Annotated in this window: 14 protein-coding genes, 1 pseudogene, 1 riboswitch and 1 other annotated feature; of the genes and pseudogenes, 4 read left to right on the forward strand and 11 right to left on the reverse strand. The window is 37.9% G+C overall.

The features are described from left to right. Window positions 1–20 precede the first annotated feature (20 nt). From DET63_RS04100 to DET63_RS04115, 5 genes are all read right to left on the reverse strand, one after another. Window positions 21–584: a maltose O-acetyltransferase gene (locus DET63_RS04100; RefSeq protein WP_061674342.1), complete on the reverse strand. Its 564-nt coding sequence runs from the start codon at window positions 582–584 to the stop codon at window positions 21–23. 374 nt (window positions 585–958) lie between these two features. Then, on the reverse strand, window positions 959–3,448 hold the full coding sequence (locus tag DET63_RS04105; RefSeq protein ID WP_113935937.1) for an FtsX-like permease family protein: 2,490 nt from the start codon (window positions 3,446–3,448) through the stop codon (window positions 959–961). Beyond that, window positions 3,445–4,203, reverse strand: a complete 759-nt coding sequence (locus DET63_RS04110) for an ABC transporter ATP-binding protein (RefSeq protein WP_113935938.1) — start codon at window positions 4,201–4,203, stop codon at window positions 3,445–3,447. The genes DET63_RS04105 and DET63_RS04110 overlap by 4 nt, the downstream gene beginning before the upstream one ends. Beyond that, window positions 4,196–4,345, reverse strand: coding sequence for a hypothetical protein (locus tag DET63_RS30120; RefSeq protein WP_181777889.1), 150 nt, complete (start codon window positions 4,343–4,345; stop codon window positions 4,196–4,198). Before DET63_RS30120 ends, DET63_RS04110 begins: the two co-directional genes overlap by 8 nt. A gap of 77 nt (window positions 4,346–4,422) precedes the next feature. Further along, entirely contained in the window at window positions 4,423–5,466 is a 1,044-nt protein-coding gene (locus tag DET63_RS04115) for a tryptophan--tRNA ligase (RefSeq protein ID WP_113935939.1), read from the reverse strand. 5 nt (window positions 5,467–5,471) lie between these two features. Continuing rightward, window positions 5,472–5,679, reverse strand: a binding site (T-box leader). 135 nt (window positions 5,680–5,814) lie between these two features. On the opposite strand from DET63_RS04115, the gene DET63_RS04120 reads away from it, so the two are divergent. Further along, window positions 5,815–6,972, forward strand: coding sequence for a 1-deoxy-D-xylulose-5-phosphate reductoisomerase (locus DET63_RS04120; protein ID WP_113935940.1), 1,158 nt, complete (start codon window positions 5,815–5,817; stop codon window positions 6,970–6,972). A 28-nt stretch (window positions 6,973–7,000) separates the two neighbouring features. Here the strand turns inward: DET63_RS04120 and DET63_RS04125 are convergent, their stop codons facing one another. Beyond that, window positions 7,001–8,122 (reverse strand): AI-2E family transporter, encoded by a 1,122-nt coding sequence (locus tag DET63_RS04125; RefSeq protein ID WP_113935941.1) that lies wholly within the window; start codon window positions 8,120–8,122, stop codon window positions 7,001–7,003. 65 nt (window positions 8,123–8,187) lie between these two features. Further along, entirely contained in the window at window positions 8,188–8,436 is a 249-nt protein-coding gene (locus tag DET63_RS04130) for a GlsB/YeaQ/YmgE family stress response membrane protein (protein ID WP_113935942.1), read from the reverse strand. Between the two features lie 231 nt (window positions 8,437–8,667). Here DET63_RS04130 and DET63_RS04135 point away from each other — a divergent pair, with 231 nt between their 5' ends. Continuing rightward, window positions 8,668–9,138, forward strand: a complete 471-nt coding sequence (locus DET63_RS04135) for a GNAT family N-acetyltransferase (RefSeq protein ID WP_113935943.1) — start codon at window positions 8,668–8,670, stop codon at window positions 9,136–9,138. Between the two features lie 28 nt (window positions 9,139–9,166). Beyond that, window positions 9,167–9,309: riboswitch (cyclic di-AMP (ydaO/yuaA leader) on the forward strand. A 97-nt stretch (window positions 9,310–9,406) separates the two neighbouring features. Further along, window positions 9,407–9,550 (forward strand): hypothetical protein, encoded by a 144-nt coding sequence (locus DET63_RS30125; RefSeq protein ID WP_000945246.1) that lies wholly within the window; start codon window positions 9,407–9,409, stop codon window positions 9,548–9,550. 82 nt (window positions 9,551–9,632) lie between these two features. Here the strand turns inward: DET63_RS30125 and DET63_RS04140 are convergent, their stop codons facing one another. From DET63_RS04140 to DET63_RS04155, 4 genes and pseudogenes are all read right to left on the reverse strand, one after another. Next, window positions 9,633–12,146: a BC_3345 family exosporium-associated protein gene (locus tag DET63_RS04140; RefSeq protein WP_113935944.1), complete on the reverse strand. Its 2,514-nt coding sequence runs from the start codon at window positions 12,144–12,146 to the stop codon at window positions 9,633–9,635. 19 nt (window positions 12,147–12,165) lie between these two features. Beyond that, window positions 12,166–14,670, reverse strand: coding sequence for a collagen-like protein (locus tag DET63_RS04145; protein ID WP_113935945.1), 2,505 nt, complete (start codon window positions 14,668–14,670; stop codon window positions 12,166–12,168). 147 nt (window positions 14,671–14,817) lie between these two features. Continuing rightward, a pseudogene (locus DET63_RS04150) lies at window positions 14,818–15,186 on the reverse strand (SAM-dependent methyltransferase); the annotation flags it as partial. Between the two features lie 73 nt (window positions 15,187–15,259). After that, window positions 15,260–15,802, reverse strand: coding sequence for a CGNR zinc finger domain-containing protein (locus DET63_RS04155; RefSeq protein WP_113935946.1), 543 nt, complete (start codon window positions 15,800–15,802; stop codon window positions 15,260–15,262). A gap of 112 nt (window positions 15,803–15,914) precedes the next feature. Between DET63_RS04155 and DET63_RS04160 the strand changes: the two genes are divergently transcribed. Then, window positions 15,915–17,111, forward strand: coding sequence for an MDR family MFS transporter (locus tag DET63_RS04160; protein ID WP_113935947.1), 1,197 nt, complete (start codon window positions 15,915–15,917; stop codon window positions 17,109–17,111). Window positions 17,112–17,136 lie beyond the last annotated feature (25 nt).

A 17,136-nucleotide genomic window follows, 5' to 3' on the forward strand; every position in this document is an offset into this window, starting at 1 on the left:
CGAACTAGTGAAAACGCCCTTTATTCGTCTATCGTTTTAATAACTTTAGCTGGATTACCACCAACTACTACATTATGAGGTACATCTTTTGTCACAACTGCCCCTGAGGCAATTACAGCATTATCACCAATTGAAATACCAGGGTTAATAATAGCGCCCCCGCCAACCCAAACATTGTTACCTATCTTTACCGGCTTTCCATATTCTTTGCCAGAGTTCCGCTCTACCGGATGCAACGGATGCGTAGCAGTATAAATGTGAACACCAGGTGCAAACATACAATTATCACCGATTCGCACTTCACAAACGTCCAAAATCACACAATTAAAATTTGCGAAAAAGCTCTTTCCAACATGGATATTGTAGCCGTAATCACAACGAAAATCAGGATTAATTTGGGCTTTCCCATCAGCTGAAGAACCTAAAAGCTGATTTAATAACGTAAAACGTTGTTCATCTCCTGTCTCCATCGCCTCGTTATAAAGGCGTGTTAAACGTTTTGCCTCCACCCTATCAGCCACTAATTCTTCGTCATCCGCAATATACATTTCTCCCGCTAACATCTTTTCTTTCTCTGTTTTCATCCAAGCATCTCCCTCGTTATAGAATGAATTACACTTATTAAACAACTTTAATAAGTGACTTTAATTATACTTATTAAACACATTTAATAAGTATCCCTATATTAGCATATTTTTTAATATGTGCAACTAATAAGTTTTGAAAGGAAATGTGAACTCCTTACTTCACCTAATGATATTACTTGGTGGCATTTAACTAATATAATGATTGATCCATTGTTTTTCATTAAAACCATTGAGACTCATCATCATATGAAATCCTCTCCTTTAGGGGCTATACTATACATTTATTAATGAGCACACCAATATTCAAATCAATTGTTAATAAAAAGAGATTGACCCAAAAGTAGCTGAATAGCAACTTGGGTTAACCTCTTTTATTTATTATCCTTATTTAACTCTTCTACAATGTCCCTTTTCCCTATTCTATTAGCAAAAGGTATAAAAATAATAAGGACTATTCCGAACATCCCCGCTATTACCGTTACGATAAGTTTGAAATCAAAAAATAAAGGTGTACGATCTATTATACTTACCATATAGGTTAATAATGCTCCTATAACAGCCCCTAGTACGATTCCAATAAGTACATATAAATTAACTTGCGTCAAAATAATTTGTACAATCCCTTTTTTCTTAACTGTTATTGCTCGTAAAATAGCATACTCTTTTCTTTTAGATTGAATATTATTTATAAGTGTATTACATACCCCTAATGTTACACTAAACAAAATTACTACAATAACAACGATGAAAATGGACCACCTTTGCTTAAACATTAAATTAGATTGTTTTAACGATTGAGCATAACTACTTATTTTTAATTGTGGATATTGACCTTTCACTTTCTTTAATTGCTCCAACGTCTCTCTCTCGTTATTTGAACTAATAAATGCCCGCTCAAAAACTGTATAATCTTGTTTATATGTTACATTACTCCAATCCATAAGTACTGAAGGAGAATTCGGTAGCTCGTTAACAATTAATCCGATTTCTACCTTACTAGTCGGTCTAACTTTTTGTTCCTGTTCTGAAAATAGACCCAATTGAACGATATCACCTACATGAATTTTATACCGCTCCGCTAACTCTTTTGTAACAATTATACTATTCTCCAAATTTGCAGGTACTTCTGACAGTAATCCTTGCTTTTCCATTTCCTTTAAATCACCTAAATTATAGTCAAAAGTAATATATTTTTCACCTTGTTTTAATTCTGCCAGTGAGTTCGTACTAATTGTACTAGCTCCTTTTACACTACTTATTTCTTTAAATATGTTTTGTATATGAGGTAAGGTAATGGTTGAATCATTAGTCAAACGATTTTCCACAACAATATGTGTTGGAAATTCTCGTTTTAAATATCTTTCATTATTTTTTTGCATCGTTTTAAATATAGTGGAGCCGAAGACAACTATCACCATCATTGTACTTATCATTAAGATAACAAATGTATTTTTTCTCACTTGTGGAATTACATTTTTAATAGCAACAAATGTATTCCTTCCAAATATTTTTTTCATCATAGGTAGACATAATCTTAATATCCAAGAAAGATAAATAGGAAATAAAACATACACTCCTAAAACAAGAAATATAGATCCTATTAATATCACTATCGCCTGTGTATCTCCAGTATTTGCTACAAATCCACCTAAAGCAGTTAAAACTATGCTACTAATTAAAAGGAATTTCCCCATAATACTGCGTGTTTTATTATTAGAAAAATCGGATTCTTCATTTTCGCGCATAAGCTTTACTGGCAATATTTTCGAACTTCTATATGACGGATATAATATAAACAGTTCAATAAAAAAGATACTACAAATCACAGTTACAATTGCTAGTTTATAGTCGAAACTCATCGAATTAATTTGAAAAGCAAATAAATGCTCTAGCCAACTTTGTAAAAAACGGTTACTTATTACAGCTAGTAACAAACCAAATATTCCACCAAAGAAATTAATTACACTACATTGAATGAATATAACTGTAAACATTTGTTTCGTTGTTGCTCCCATTGATCGCATAATCGCAAATTGACTTTTATATTTATATAAAAACACTTCAAAATTAGACATTAATAATAATGAAGTAATAATAAGTATTAATACAGATAAAATAACTATAAAAATATGTAATGACGCTAAGTTACTTTTTAAAAACTCGTCTTCCTCCGCAATATCGATTCTTAATTCTTTGTCTATTTTATGAATTTGATTAGACAAAGCTAGTACATCCGCATTCGCTTTTGCTTTTATCAACACATAAGTAGCTTCATTGTGTTTACCCGTTTTTTCATATACGTGCTGTTTCACCGCACCTTTCGATAAAACGAGTATATCTGGAGCTGAACCTCCAGCTTCTATATCAGATAACACTTCTTTTACTACATAGGATTTATTTTCTATTTCAATCTTTTCCCCAACGTTTACTTGTAGAGTTTCTGCTAATCCATGATTTAATGTTACTTCTTCATTTGATAGATTTTTAGAGAAGTGATATCGACTTTTCGATAACGAATCATTTTGAACACCTACTGTATAAATAGCGGTATTCAATTTATTCACTTGCAAATGATTTACTAATACTTTTGATATGTATTCAATATTTTTTTGTGCTTTAATATTTTGTAGTAAAGATTTATCCATCAACTTATTTTGATCAGGGTTATATCCAACTGATAAATCCATATCTCCATATACATTTTTCACTTCATTTATAACAGACTGTTTCGCATGACTCGAAAATACAACCATCGTAATAATTAGAGAAACAGCCAACATAACGCTAACTATAGAGGAAATAGCAGTGAATTTATTCGTCTTAAAAAAGCGTAAACTTAATCCTCGTACTGATTTTATCATTTTGATTTCTCCAGTAATTTTTTAAATTTATCTAAAATGATATTCATATCATTTACTCCATGAGTACACGTATAATCATCAACATTTTCTCCATCATGAAAGAAGAGAACCCGATCTGCATACGTAGCAATGTGAGGATCATGAGTAACAAGAATCATACTTTGATTGAATCTTTGTTTCATATCGACTAGTACTCGTAAAATATCATTAGACGTATTCAAATCTAAATTTCCAGTAGGTTCATCTGCAAGAACAATTGGAGGAGATGTTATTAACGCCCTACCAATTGCAACACGTTGTTGTTGTCCCCCAGAAAGCTGAACTGGTCGATGATTTCTCCAATTTACTAAACCAAGAACATCTAATATTTTATTTGTTTTTTCTCGTATCTCCTCTTCTGAATCAGCTGATAATATGAGGGGTAATGCAATATTTTCTTCTACAGATAAATCCTTTAATAAATGGAATGACTGAAAAATAAATCCTATGTTATCCCGCCTGTATTCCGTCGCATATGGTTCAACAAACATATTGTTAGGCACTTCACCATTTACATATACAACTCCCTCATCAGGCTTGTCTAAAGCACCAAGTATGTTAAGTAATGTACTCTTCCCAGATCCACTCGTCCCCATTATGGCAAGGAGTTCTCCTTTATTTAACTCCAAAGATACATTTTGTAACGCCCTAACATTTGTATCAACACTCTCATATGTTTTACTTAAATCTTGAACTGCTAACACAACTTCACTCATCATTATTCACCTCAACATTATTAAGTTTTATTCCCTCCACCAAATTAACCTGAATTAAAATTTTTTCTTTCAAATTACTAGGTGGTACAATTTCTGTTCCTATTTGAAATAACAACATTTTTAATTCGAGAATTGCATCCATCTCTATCCCTCCCTTAATCTATATTGGTAACAAATTTAAATTTCGTTCGATTTTTTTATAAAAAAACAAGGGAACGCTTAACGTTCCCTCTCAAATCCAATTCGTTTTTTAATTTCCGCTAAATTCACCTTCGCGATAGCTCGTGCCCTCTCAGCACCTCTCTCTAACGCTTCATATAATAAATGCGGCTCATTCATATACATTTCGTATTTTTCCCGAGGACCTGCTAATTCACGGTCAACAACACGGAATAATTCTTTTTTCACATCGCCCCATCCAATGCCGGTCTCATACTTTTCACGCATCGACTGCATTTCATCTTCTGTCGCAAATTCTTTATAAATTGTAAATAACGTTTCTAGCTCTTTCGGTTCATTTGGAAGTGAAGAATCGGTTTTGATTTTAAATATTAACTTTCGTAGCTTTTCTTGCTCTGCAAATAATGGGATTACATTTCCGTAACTTTTACTCATCTTTCTTCCATCAAGGCCAGGTAAAATGGCACCCTCTTCTTGTATGACATACTCCGGAAGCGTAAATGTCATGCCAAATGTATGATTAAAATACGTCGCAATATCACGCGCAATTTCAATATGCTGAATTTGGTCTTTTCCAACTGGTACATGAGTAGCTTGAAATAGTAATATGTCAGCTGCCATTAAAATCGGGTACGTATATAACCCCAAATTCACTCCCGCATCTACCTCTAAACCCGCTTCTTTATTTTGCTCCACCTTCGCTTTATACGCATGAGCACGATTCATAAGACCTTTCGGAGTTAGGCAAGCTAATATCCAAGCTAATTCTAAAATCTCCGGCACTTCTGTTTGTCTGTAAAAAATAACTTCTTCACCAAGTCCAAGTGATAACCAAGTAGCTGCTACCTCTTTCGTATAACTACTAAACTGACTCGGATCATGCACAGCATTTAACGCATGATAGTCAGCTATAAAATATAATGCTTTTCCTTCATTATTTTTTGACATTTGTAATGCTGGTTTAATTGCACCAATATAATTTCCTAAATGCGGATAACCTGTCGGCTTAATTCCTGTTAACATTATTTTTTCACTCACACTAACTCCTCCTTCCTCAACATAAAAATAAAAAGAACCCCTCATCCTATAAAAAGGACGAGAGACTCCCACGGTACCACCTTAATTAGCTATCATTAGCTCACTTCATACTTCGATAACGTGAAGTAACCGTCTTTACCTACTCATTTCAGTGAGAAGCTCCAGAGCCCATTCCATATTCATCCCTTACTGATTTCCACCACATATCAGCTCTCTGAAAAGTTGTGAATATGTACTCTTCTCTTTCATTGCTTTTTCGTTTTTTACAGTTTATCACATTCCCTTTCAAATTAAACCCTAATTTTCTGTTTTATATAGCAGGAATTTCCACCTTAATTGTCTAATAGTATATAGGTTTGCAGAAATACTCGAAACAACTTTGGAGGTTTTTTCATGGTAAAATATATATCCATTTTAGGTTCAACAGGATCCATTGGCACATCTGCATTAGATGTCGTTTCCGCTCATCCTGAACATTTTAAAATCGTCGGTTTAACCGCAAATTATAATATCGATCTTCTCGAAAAACAAATCGAATCTTTTCAGCCTCGTATTGTAAGCGTAGCGACAAAAGAATTAGCGGACACATTACGTTCTCGTATTTCAACAAATACAAAAATTACATATGGAACTGATGGTTTACTTGAAGTATCTACCCATCCTGATACAAATCTTGTATTAAGTTCAGTTGTCGGTGTTTCAGGTTTACTCCCAACAATTGAAGCATTAAAGGCGAAGAAAGATATCGCTATCGCTAACAAAGAAACTTTAGTTGCAGCTGGACATATCGTCACCGAACTAGCGAAACAAAACGGATGCCGCCTAATTCCAGTTGATAGTGAACATTCAGCCATTTTCCAATGTTTAAATGGGGAAAATAATAAGGAAATCGAAAAATTAATTGTTACAGCTTCTGGCGGCGCTTTTCGTGATAAAACACGTGAAGAAATGAAAATATTACAAGCGAAGGATGCTTTAAAACACCCAAACTGGTTAATGGGCGCAAAACTAACGATAGATTCTGCCACGTTAATGAATAAAGGGTTTGAAGTGATGGAAGCTAAGTGGCTATTCGATATTCCTTATGAAAAAATTGATGTTATGATTCATAAAGAAAGTATCATTCACTCTTTAGTGGAATTTATTGATGGATCAGTCATGGCACAGCTCGGTGCTCCTGATATGAGAATGCCGATTCAATATGCGTTTCACTACCCTACTCGACTACCTTCATCCTATGAAAAATTAAATTTATTAGAAATTGGTAGTTTGCATTTTGAAAAACCAAATTTAGAGAAGTTCCCCTGTCTACAATATGCATTTGAATGTGGAAAAATTGGCGGTACAACTCCGGCCGTATTAAATGCAGCGAACGAAATTGCAAATGCACTATTTCTTAAAAATGAAATTGCATTTTTCGATATCGAAAAAACAATTTACAATACAATTGAAGCTCATCATAACGTAAAAGATCCTTCACTCGATGCTATATTAGAAGCTGATCAATGGGCACGCCAATACGCAAATCAATTGTTAATGAAAAAGAGCTAAAACAGTTTTATCTGTTTTAGCTCTTTTTTCACGTATTCAACTTAACAAATCTATACCCATGCGTTACTAACACTTTTAATATCGCATATCCTGGAATTGCTAAAATAATCCCCATAATTCCAAATAAATTTCCGGCCGTTAAAATAATAAAAATGATAGTAATTGGATGAATGTCTAACTTTTTGCCCATTACTTGTGGTGAAATAAATTTCCCCTCTGCTAATTGTACAACCATCATGACAATAATTACTTTTAAAATCATTGCTGGCGAGTCAATAAAAGCAATAATTAACGCTGGCGTTATAGCGATAATTGGCCCTACATACGGAACAATGTTTACAATCATCGCCAAAATAGCAAGTAATACAGCGTATTTAATGCCGATTATTAGATAACCAATGAATAGCATAATACCGATAAATAAACTAACAATAATTTGTCCTCTAATATACGAACTAATCGCATAATGCATATCATCTAGTATTCTCTTCGCAGCTGGTTGTCTTTGCTCAGATATAAACTTTAAAAAATGATTCGGTAATTGCTCACCATCTTTTAAAAGATAGAACAAAATAAATGGAACCATTACAAATGTTAAAACAACTTCAGTAATTGTACTTAAAAATCCAGTTACATTTCCTGTTACTGATGATAATGATTTTGTAAAGTTCATTGTAGAATCTTTTACGATATTAGCAACATCAATATTTAAACTTTCCTGCATTCTACCAATTACATTACTTTCTCCAAATTTACGTGCTGCCCTTTCAATTTCATGCCCGAAATATGGCAAGTTATCTATTAAAGCATTTACTTGATCTTTAATAATTGGAATAACCGTGACCGCAAGAAAAACAAATAATCCAAGAACAATTATATATATCGAGGCAATTGACACAATTCTCGACACACCTTTTCTCTCTAAAAGAGAAACGAATGGATGCACTATATAGAATAGTACTCCCGCTAATAATACTGGGAAAAAGATTGTTTTTAAAAATACGACGAACGGTGTAAAAACGAATGATATTTTTGTAAGTAATAATATATTTACAAACAGCAACGCGAATCCCAGTAGTACAGCTAAATAATTTTGTTCTTTAAAAAACTTTTTCAACTTATCTCTTTTTCTTATATTTACTTTCTCCAAGTGTACCACCTCTCTAATTAGGAAAAGCCCTAAAAAGGGCTTTATGAAATAATTAATAATAGCCTTTATTTCCTTGCAGCTTTTACTACAAATGATACAATAAGAATTAACACAATTGCACCTAATAATGCTGGTACGACATGAATCCCACCAAACGATGGCCCAAAAGATCCAAATAATCTACTACCTAACCAAGCTCCTAGTAAACCAGAAATTATATTTCCAAACATACCAGCTGGAAAATTTTTGCCGGTTATAGAACTAGCAATTATACCTATAATAGCACCAACTATTAATGTAATAATCCATCCCATTTTTAGTCCCTCATTTCTATTATAGTTTGTATTATCAAATACAAGAGTAGCTAAACTCTTATATAAGATTACGTATTTATCTACGCTAACCATATCCTACTATAGAAATATACCTACGAACATTTTATGTATGGAGATACATATATTATATGCAAAAAAGAAAAAAATTGTCAAACTTACCCACAAATCAATTATATTAATATATCATATTTAAAGGAGGCGTTATTATCTATGATTCATAAATTACTTCCCACTTCTTATGAAGTAGCAACATCCATTTTAAATGTTCAAATTCCAGCTTATAAAATTGAAGCAGACTTTTTAAACAGTACTGCAATACCTCGTTTATATGATACTGTAAACGATATTCAAAATTGTGATGAAACATTCTATGGATATTTCTCTGAAAATAAACTCGTCGGCTTTATTTCTTTTATACAAGAAGAAGAACTAATCGATATCCACAGATTAGTTGTATCGCCCGATTTTTTTCAAAAAGGAATCGCAACGAAACTGCTACTTTATATATTTAACATGTTCTCGTCTTCAATGACATACATTGTACAAACAGGTAAAGCCAATACTCCAGCTCTCACATTATATAAAAAACACAGCTTCATTGAAGTAACAGATACAACACTACCTGATGGCATGATTCTTACGCAACTTAAAAGACAGAAAACACAAAATAGTTTGACTTAATTATTTATTTATGTTATTTTTTACTTTATACAACCTTTTGCTGAGTCCATTTTTTGGAGCGGGGGAACCATTTTTGTAGCTATGCTACTTGGGGCGAATCTTTTTTAAGTAGGGAAACTCTCACTTCCCGAGTCCGACAGCTAACCTCGTAAGCGTAATGGGAGAGGAAGGTGCTTTTTGCCTATGTTACACACTTTGCCTCCTTAGTTATAAATATGGAATCGATATCAATCAGAAAACTATATTTATAGAAAAGGAGACTGGTACAATGTTACGTTTATCAGATCACGCAATAAAAATGATGGAGCAAAGACTTCGACTCGAACAACACCGCACATATCAAGCAAATAAAGTTGTAGATAACTTACATCACAAATACTTCTTTCAGCATATTTTTCAGCCGAAAAGATAAAAAAATGTTCATTTAAAATAAAAAAACACAAGGAATGTCTTCATTGACACACCTTGTGTTTTTTTTATTTCCTATGCTACCTTTATAATATCCTCACCACATTTAAACTTGCCGTAATTGTTCCTGCAATAGTGGTCACATGCCCAACACCTAATGGACCATTTTGTAATATTAACGTTGAATTTGCACTCGCTACATTCACAAGAAGTGTATTTGAAATAGCTGGTTCGATTACTACAGTTGATGTCGTTACGTTTTGTATAAAACTCCCTGTTAGTTGTGTTCCATTTAATAGTAACCTAACAGATACAGTCTCATTCCCACCATTCGCGTCCCCTTGGAAATAGTAGCTTACTAAATATATTCCTGGTGTGGATACCGTGACATTTGTAGCACTAGTTAAAGATACACCAGTTCCATATACAGTAGATCCTGAATTAATTGGAATGTTGGCATTTGCTGCAATTGTACTTGTTGATGTAGAAAAGAAATAGCCGCCACCTGTTGATATTGCAGACGATCCAGTTGGACCGGTTGATCCAGTTGAACCTGTAGCACCAGTTGGACCCGTTACTCCGGTTGAACCGGTTGCACCGGTTACTCCTCTTATTCCTTGTATCCCTGTCGGTCCAGTCGCACCTGTTGAGCCAGTCGATCCAGTTGCTCCCGCCTGACCCGTCACACCTTGTGGACCTTGGATTCCTTGTATTCCTTGTGGACCCGTTACTCCCGTAGCTCCGGTCGCTCCCGTTGGTCCCGTTATCCCTTGTGGACCTTGTATTCCTTGCACCCCTTGTGGACCCGTTGCTCCCGTAGCTCCTGTTGCTCCCGCCTGCCCCGTTACCCCTTGTGGACCTTGTATTCCTTGCACCCCTTGTGGACCCGTTGCTCCCGTAGCTCCTGTTACCCCGGTTAGACCAGTTGGACCTGTTGATCCGGTTATTCCTTGTATTCCTTGAGGTCCAGTTGGGCCTGTTGGACCAATCGGACCTTGAATTCCTTGAAGACCTTGAATGCCCTGTGGACCGGTTGGCCCCTGAATTCCTTGTATTCCCTGAATTCCTTGCGGGCCTGTTGCACCCGTTGGACCAGTTGGACCCTCTGGACCTTGCACTCCTTGTATTCCAGTCGCACCGGTTGGACCTATATCTCCTTGTGGACCTTGTATTCCTTGAATTCCTTGAGGACCAGTTGGACCTGTTATACCACTTGGCCCTTGCACTCCTTGCACTCCTTGAGGACCAGTTGGACCAATCTGACCTTGCATTCCTTGTAGACCCTGTAAACCTGTTGGACCGGTTGCTCCCATTACTCCTTGCTCACCTTGTATTCCTTGTATTCCTTGCGGGCCTGTTGGACCAATTGGACCTTGTGCCCCTTGCACTCCTTGTGGACCAGCCTGGCCTGTTGCTCCTATCGGTCCTTGTACTCCTTGTAAACCCTGTAATCCAGTTGGACCGGTTACTCCCATTACTCCTTGCGGACCTTGAATGCCTTGGTCACCCGTTGGACCAGTTGCCCCCATCGGTCCCTGTACTCCTTGCAAACCTGTTAAACCAGTTACTCCGGTTGGGCCAATCACTCCTTGTACGCCTTGGATTCCAGTCGTCCCAGTTGCTCCTGTCACTCCGGTTGCCCCAGTTGCTCCCGTCGGACCAGTTGGACCTCCTGGAGATCCTGCTGGACCAGTTGGGCCGGTTGGGCCTCCTGGCGGACCGGTTGGACCGGTTGCTCCTGTTGGACCAGTTGCAGATCCAGTTGGGCCGATTCCCCCAGTTGAGCCTGTTGAGCCTGTTGGACCTGGATCCCCTTGCAAGCCCGTTACTCCTGTTGGTCCTATTACACCTTGCACTCCTTGTATCCCCTGAGAACCTGTTGGACCAGTTAGACCCATCTCACCTTGTGGCCCTTGTAAACCTTGAACGCCAGTTGCTCCTGTTGATCCCATTGGCCCTTGTTCCCCTTGAATTCCTTGAGAGCCTGTTGGACCCGTTGGACCAATCGGACCCTGAATGCCTTGTATACCTGTTACACCTTGTAAACCACTACTCCCTAAATCCCCTTGCATACCTTGTATACCAGTATTTCCTGTTGGACCAGTCGGACCTAATTCGCCTTGCACTCCTTGTATACCTTGTATTCCTGTTGGACCCGCCTGCCCGATTTCACCTTGCATACCTTGAATGCCTTGTATTCCTGTTAGACCTGTTTCTCCCATTGGACCAGGTATTCCTTGGATTCCTTGAATTCCGGTTGGACCGGCTGGCCCCCTTTCTCCTTGTATACCTTGAACACCTTGAATTCCCTGTGGACCTTGTTCCCCCATCAGTCCTTGGCTCCCTTGAGAACCTCGTGGCCCAGTTAAACCTGTTGGGCCTATTGGACCGATTTCTCCCTGCACCCCTTGCACTCCTTGAATTCCGGCCGGACCAGTTGGACCAATTGGCCCTTGAACGCCTTGTATTCCTTGCGGTCCAGTCGGTCCACCTAAAGAACCTGTCGGACCGGTTGGACCAGTTGGTCCCGTAATACCTGAAGGCAGAAAAGGAATAGGTGCTTGAAACTTACTACACTTATCTTGCTCCTTCACAAGCATCTCCCCCCGTTATAACATATCAAACTATTTTTAATACATTTAAACTAGCTGTTATCACACCAGATAATGTTGTTACATGACCAATAGCTAATGGACCATTTTGCAAAGATAAAGTAGCATTTGAAGAAGCAACATTAATGACCATCGTATTAGAAATCGCTGGTTCTAATACAAAACCTGCCGTGACGTAAAAAATAAAACTCCCTGCGACTTGCGTACCATTTAACGTAAGCCTCACGGAAATCGTTTCATTTCCAGCAGTTGGATCACCTTGAAAATAATAGCTGACTAAATATATTCCCGGCGTACTTAACGTTACAGTTGTTGCATTTGTTAAACTGACCTCAGAACCAAAAACTGTAGATCCGGAATTAATTGGTATTAACGCATTCGCTGCAATTGCACTCGTTGAAGTAGAAAAGAAATAACCGCCACCACTAGGTAAACCAGTCGCTCCTGTTGCACCTACAATTCCTAAAAAACCTATAGGCCCTTGACTACCAATGGCTCCAGTAGGTCCCACAGCTCCAATCGGCCCTTGACTACCTTGCGCTCCAGCTGGCCCTTGACTACCGCTTCCCCCTGTTATTCCACTTGCTCCAGTTGGGCCTTGTATTCCTTGAATACCTTGCACACCTTGGATTCCGGTTACTCCAGTTGCACCGATAGGTCCTGTCATTCCTGTACTTCCTTGTATACCTATAATCCCTTGAACGCCTTGTATACCTTGTGCCCCGGTCGCCCCTGTTTCTCCTGTCGCTCCTGTTTCTCCAGTTACACCTGTTATTCCAACATTTCCTTGTGGTCCCTCAGCTCCTTGACTACCTTGCGCACCTTGCACTCCTTGTGGACCTGTTATCCCGTTTTCTCCTAAATTCCCTTGGGGACCTCTAATTCCTTGTGCACCTGTTGGACCTGTTACTCCTTGTATTCCTTGAACTCCTTGAGAGCCTTGCGCTCCTGTTGGACCTACTATACCTTGTATTCCTTGAGACCCTTGCAAACCAATTGCTCCTGCCTGACCTGTTATTCCTTGAACTCCTTGCATTCCTTGAGAACCTTGTGGACCAGTCAATCCATTTTCCCCTTGTATTCCTTGAGGTCCTTGTATCCCTTGAACGCCAGCTGCTCCTGTTTCTCCTCGTATTCCTTGAGGTCCTTGTATTCCTTGTGCTCCAGCTGCTCCTGTTTCCCCTCGTATTCCTTGGGGACCTTGGACTCCTGCCGCTCCTGTTGTGCCTGTGGGACCTATTATTCCTTGTAACCCTTGTATTCCTTGTGCTCCTGTAGGACCAGTTCCCCCTTGTATTCCTTGCATACCTTTAGGACCTTCTGCACCAGTTGGACCAATTTCTCCCTGCGGACCTTGTATTCCTATTGGACCTTCTACACCGGTTGCTCCTGTTATTCCTTGGTTACCTTGTGAACCTTGTGCACCTTGTACTCCAACTGCTCCAACTACACCTTGGGAACCTCGAGGACCTATTACACCTTGAGGACCACTCGGACCAGTTATCCCTTGTATTCCTTGTATACCTATTGCACCAGTCACACCTGTTACACCTTGTGCACCAGTTTCCCCCGCTGGACCTGTTGGTCCACCAGGTGGACCGGGTGGGCCAGATGGACCAGTCACTCCACTAGATGGACCAATTGGACCAGTAGTGCCCATCGGACCACCCGGTGGTCCTTCTAGGCCTTGCGTACCAATACTCCCTGTTGCTCCTGTTATCCCTCGTACTCCTTTTGCTCCTTGAAAACCTGTGGATCCATTTATTCCTTGTATTCCTTGAACACCTTGTGGACCTTGAGGACCTATTACACCTGTTAGCCCCCTTATTCCACTTATACCTTGAGGTCCTTGTATTCCAGTAGAACCAGTTGGGCCAGTTACACCTTGTAGCCCTTGATCACCTTGTGGTCCTTGCCCTCCAGTAATTCCTTGTATTCCTTGCGGGCCTTCTTCTCCTTGTATGCCTGTAGTTCCATCCTCTCCTTGTATTCCTTGCGCTCCTTGGGGACCTTGAGGACCTGTTACACCTGATATCCCAGTCCCCCCCATTTCTCCTTGTATTCCTTGTGCGCCAGTTTGTCCTTGCTCTCCTGTCTCTCCTTGTATTCCTTGGGGACCTTGTAGCCCTTGACTACCAGTAGGTCCTGTAATCCCTTGTATACCTTCTAGTCCTTGTAATCCAATATCACCAACTGGACCTTGCTCTCCAATTAATCCTTGAGGACCTTGCAAACCAACTGGACCTGTTACACCTTGCTCTCCAGTATCACCAACGGCACCTTGTATTCCTTGAGCTCCTGTTGTCCCTCGCGGACCTTGGATTCCTTGAATACCTTGAGGACCTTGTGGACCAGTTGCGCCTCTAGGTCCAGTGATTCCCGGAGGCCCGACCGGACCTTCATGCCCTCCAGTTGGACCTGTTGGACCACTGTTACCAGTAGGGCCAGTTGCTCCTTCAAGCGGAAGAGGCAGTGCCACTCCAAATTTTTTGCACTTTCTATGATGACGCACAACAATCCCCCTTCCCCAAAATAATTACACTTTTTATATGAAATGCATTTTTATATGAAAAGTACATCTTTGACCTCATTTTTTAAAAAATAAAAAAGCCTATCATTTCATTTATTTGAAATGATAGGCTTCTTTTTATAAAGCACTTTACTTTCTCACCTTAATAATAAAAGTCGTTGGCACCATTCTAGCTTTATATAAAGAATAATATTTCGTAGACGGCTCAGCTAGTTCTTCATCAAATGAGATAGATGGTTCAGGCTCTTCTATTCTCTCAATTGTAAATCCCACACTATTTAACTCATTTATGTATGTACTTGTTTTTCTCTTATATAATGTCGCTTGTACATTTTCTCCTTTAAATGTTTCAAACGTAATAGGAGTTTCCTCATGATAAGAAGACTTTAAAGCAATTTCTTCTGTACCATACTGTAAATTTGAATATACCGGATGCTCCCAACTAAAAACAAAGCTTCCTCCTGGCTTTACATATGAATGAATCAGTTCCAACACTTTTTATTTAAAGCTAACATTTGTGTACCTTTCATATCCTACATTCCCCCATCCAATTTTCTTCCCCTACTATAAATTACACATTATAACCCGATCTCCCTTTTCTCTTCGCCCGGTAATTTTTCACTTTCGCGATCGTTCCGCACGCTCTTCCTCCTTCTTCTCCAGCATACATACCGCACCATCTTTTACTTCCATTTCGCGAATGATCATAAAATACCCAGCGACAATCTGGGCATGCTTTTAACCTTCCCCACAAATTTTCTTGAATCGTCATTAAAACAATGCTTAATACTTTTGTATATACATTCTCTTCGTACACAGGCTCATATGTAATACCTTTCATATCTGCCTTTACATGTACATGAAATGGGTATTTCTCTAACCACTTTTGCAATGATTCTCCACCTTCAATTGTCACCCGAATATCTTCTCGAAAACTTTTTAATTCCTCTATCGTATGAAATGGAACCTCTTCATGAAAATATTCTTTCATAAAGAGCATGATATCCTCTTCTGTTTGCAGCATATCAATTGGCTCTCTCGTATCGTTTGGTATTTTCCATGTATTTAAAAATTCCCGAATATATTCTAATTCATTTGGTGCATTTTGATTCAATTCCATCCACCTTCTTCTTAAAATTTACTTTTTTCTGACTTTATGTATAATTATAATATAAAATAGTTAACCATTAAATAATTTTACTGGTTACAATATTAGGAGGAGTTCTATGAAAAGTTTCTCAATACCGATACGTTTCATGCTTATTTCTTCATTTTTTATGTCTTTTGGGTACTTTGCAGTATACGCATTTTTAGCTATTTATCTATTAAGCTTTCTTCATTTTTCTGCTGTTCAAGTAGGAACAGTGTTGACGATTATGATAATCACATCACGAGTTATCCCATTATTCTCAGGATTAATTGCTGACAAAATAGGCTATATCATTATGATGATAGCCGGATTATTTTTAAGAGGAATCGGATTTATCGCTTTAGGAATATGCTCTGATTTCTATACAATTTCTATTTCTTCTGCACTTATTGGCTTCGGAACTGCATTTTACGAACCTGCTGCGCGCGCCATATTCGGCTCACAACCAGCTCATATGAGAAAAAATTTATTTACATATTTAAACCTTAGTTTTAATTGCGGTGCAATAATCGGACCAATTGCAGGAGGGTTCTTACTCTTACTCGATCCAATCTATGCTTTTTTTCTAACAGGATCTCTTATGCTGTTATTCGCTTTTATCTTTTACTTACTTAAAAATCACTTCCAAGTCACTACTGAAAACACGTCTATTACATTAGGGCTACAGGCTATCTTACAAAACAAATCTTTCCTTTTGTTTTCATTTATTATGATTTTCTTCTATATTATGTTTACTCAGCTTACCGTCGCACTTCCACTTCATATGAAAAACATTAGTAATAGCAACCAGCTTGCTACACTAGTTATTACGATGAATGCAATAACAGGCGTCATATTTATGGTGTTATTCCGAAAACTATTTCACAAATACAACACACTTTCAATTATTAAATACGGTGTTTTATTAATGAGTATTTCCTTTTTACTCATTCCTTTATTTCAACACCCATATTGGCTATTCATTTGTGTAATTTTATTTACAATCGGTGAAACACTCGTATTACCTAACGCTGATATCGCTATTGCAAATTACAGTAACGAATCATATACAGCTACTTACTTCGGATTCTATCAACTATCACTCGCATTTGGTTTTATCATCGGTAATTATACCGGTACATCTTTTACATCCAACTTAAACGGCATGTATACACCATGGCTTATTTTCGGCGGAATAGGACTTATTGGTTTTATTTCACTACATATTTTAAATATTAAAAAAGGGATCTCTAAAGAGGATATATACCTATGTAATCAGACGAAACATCTTTAACACATTACAATTGTGATGGTACCTT

It is taken from the genome of Bacillus sp. DB-2, assembly GCF_003315125.1.
Classification (GTDB): Bacteria; Bacillota; Bacilli; order Bacillales; family Bacillaceae_G; genus Bacillus_A; species Bacillus_A mycoides.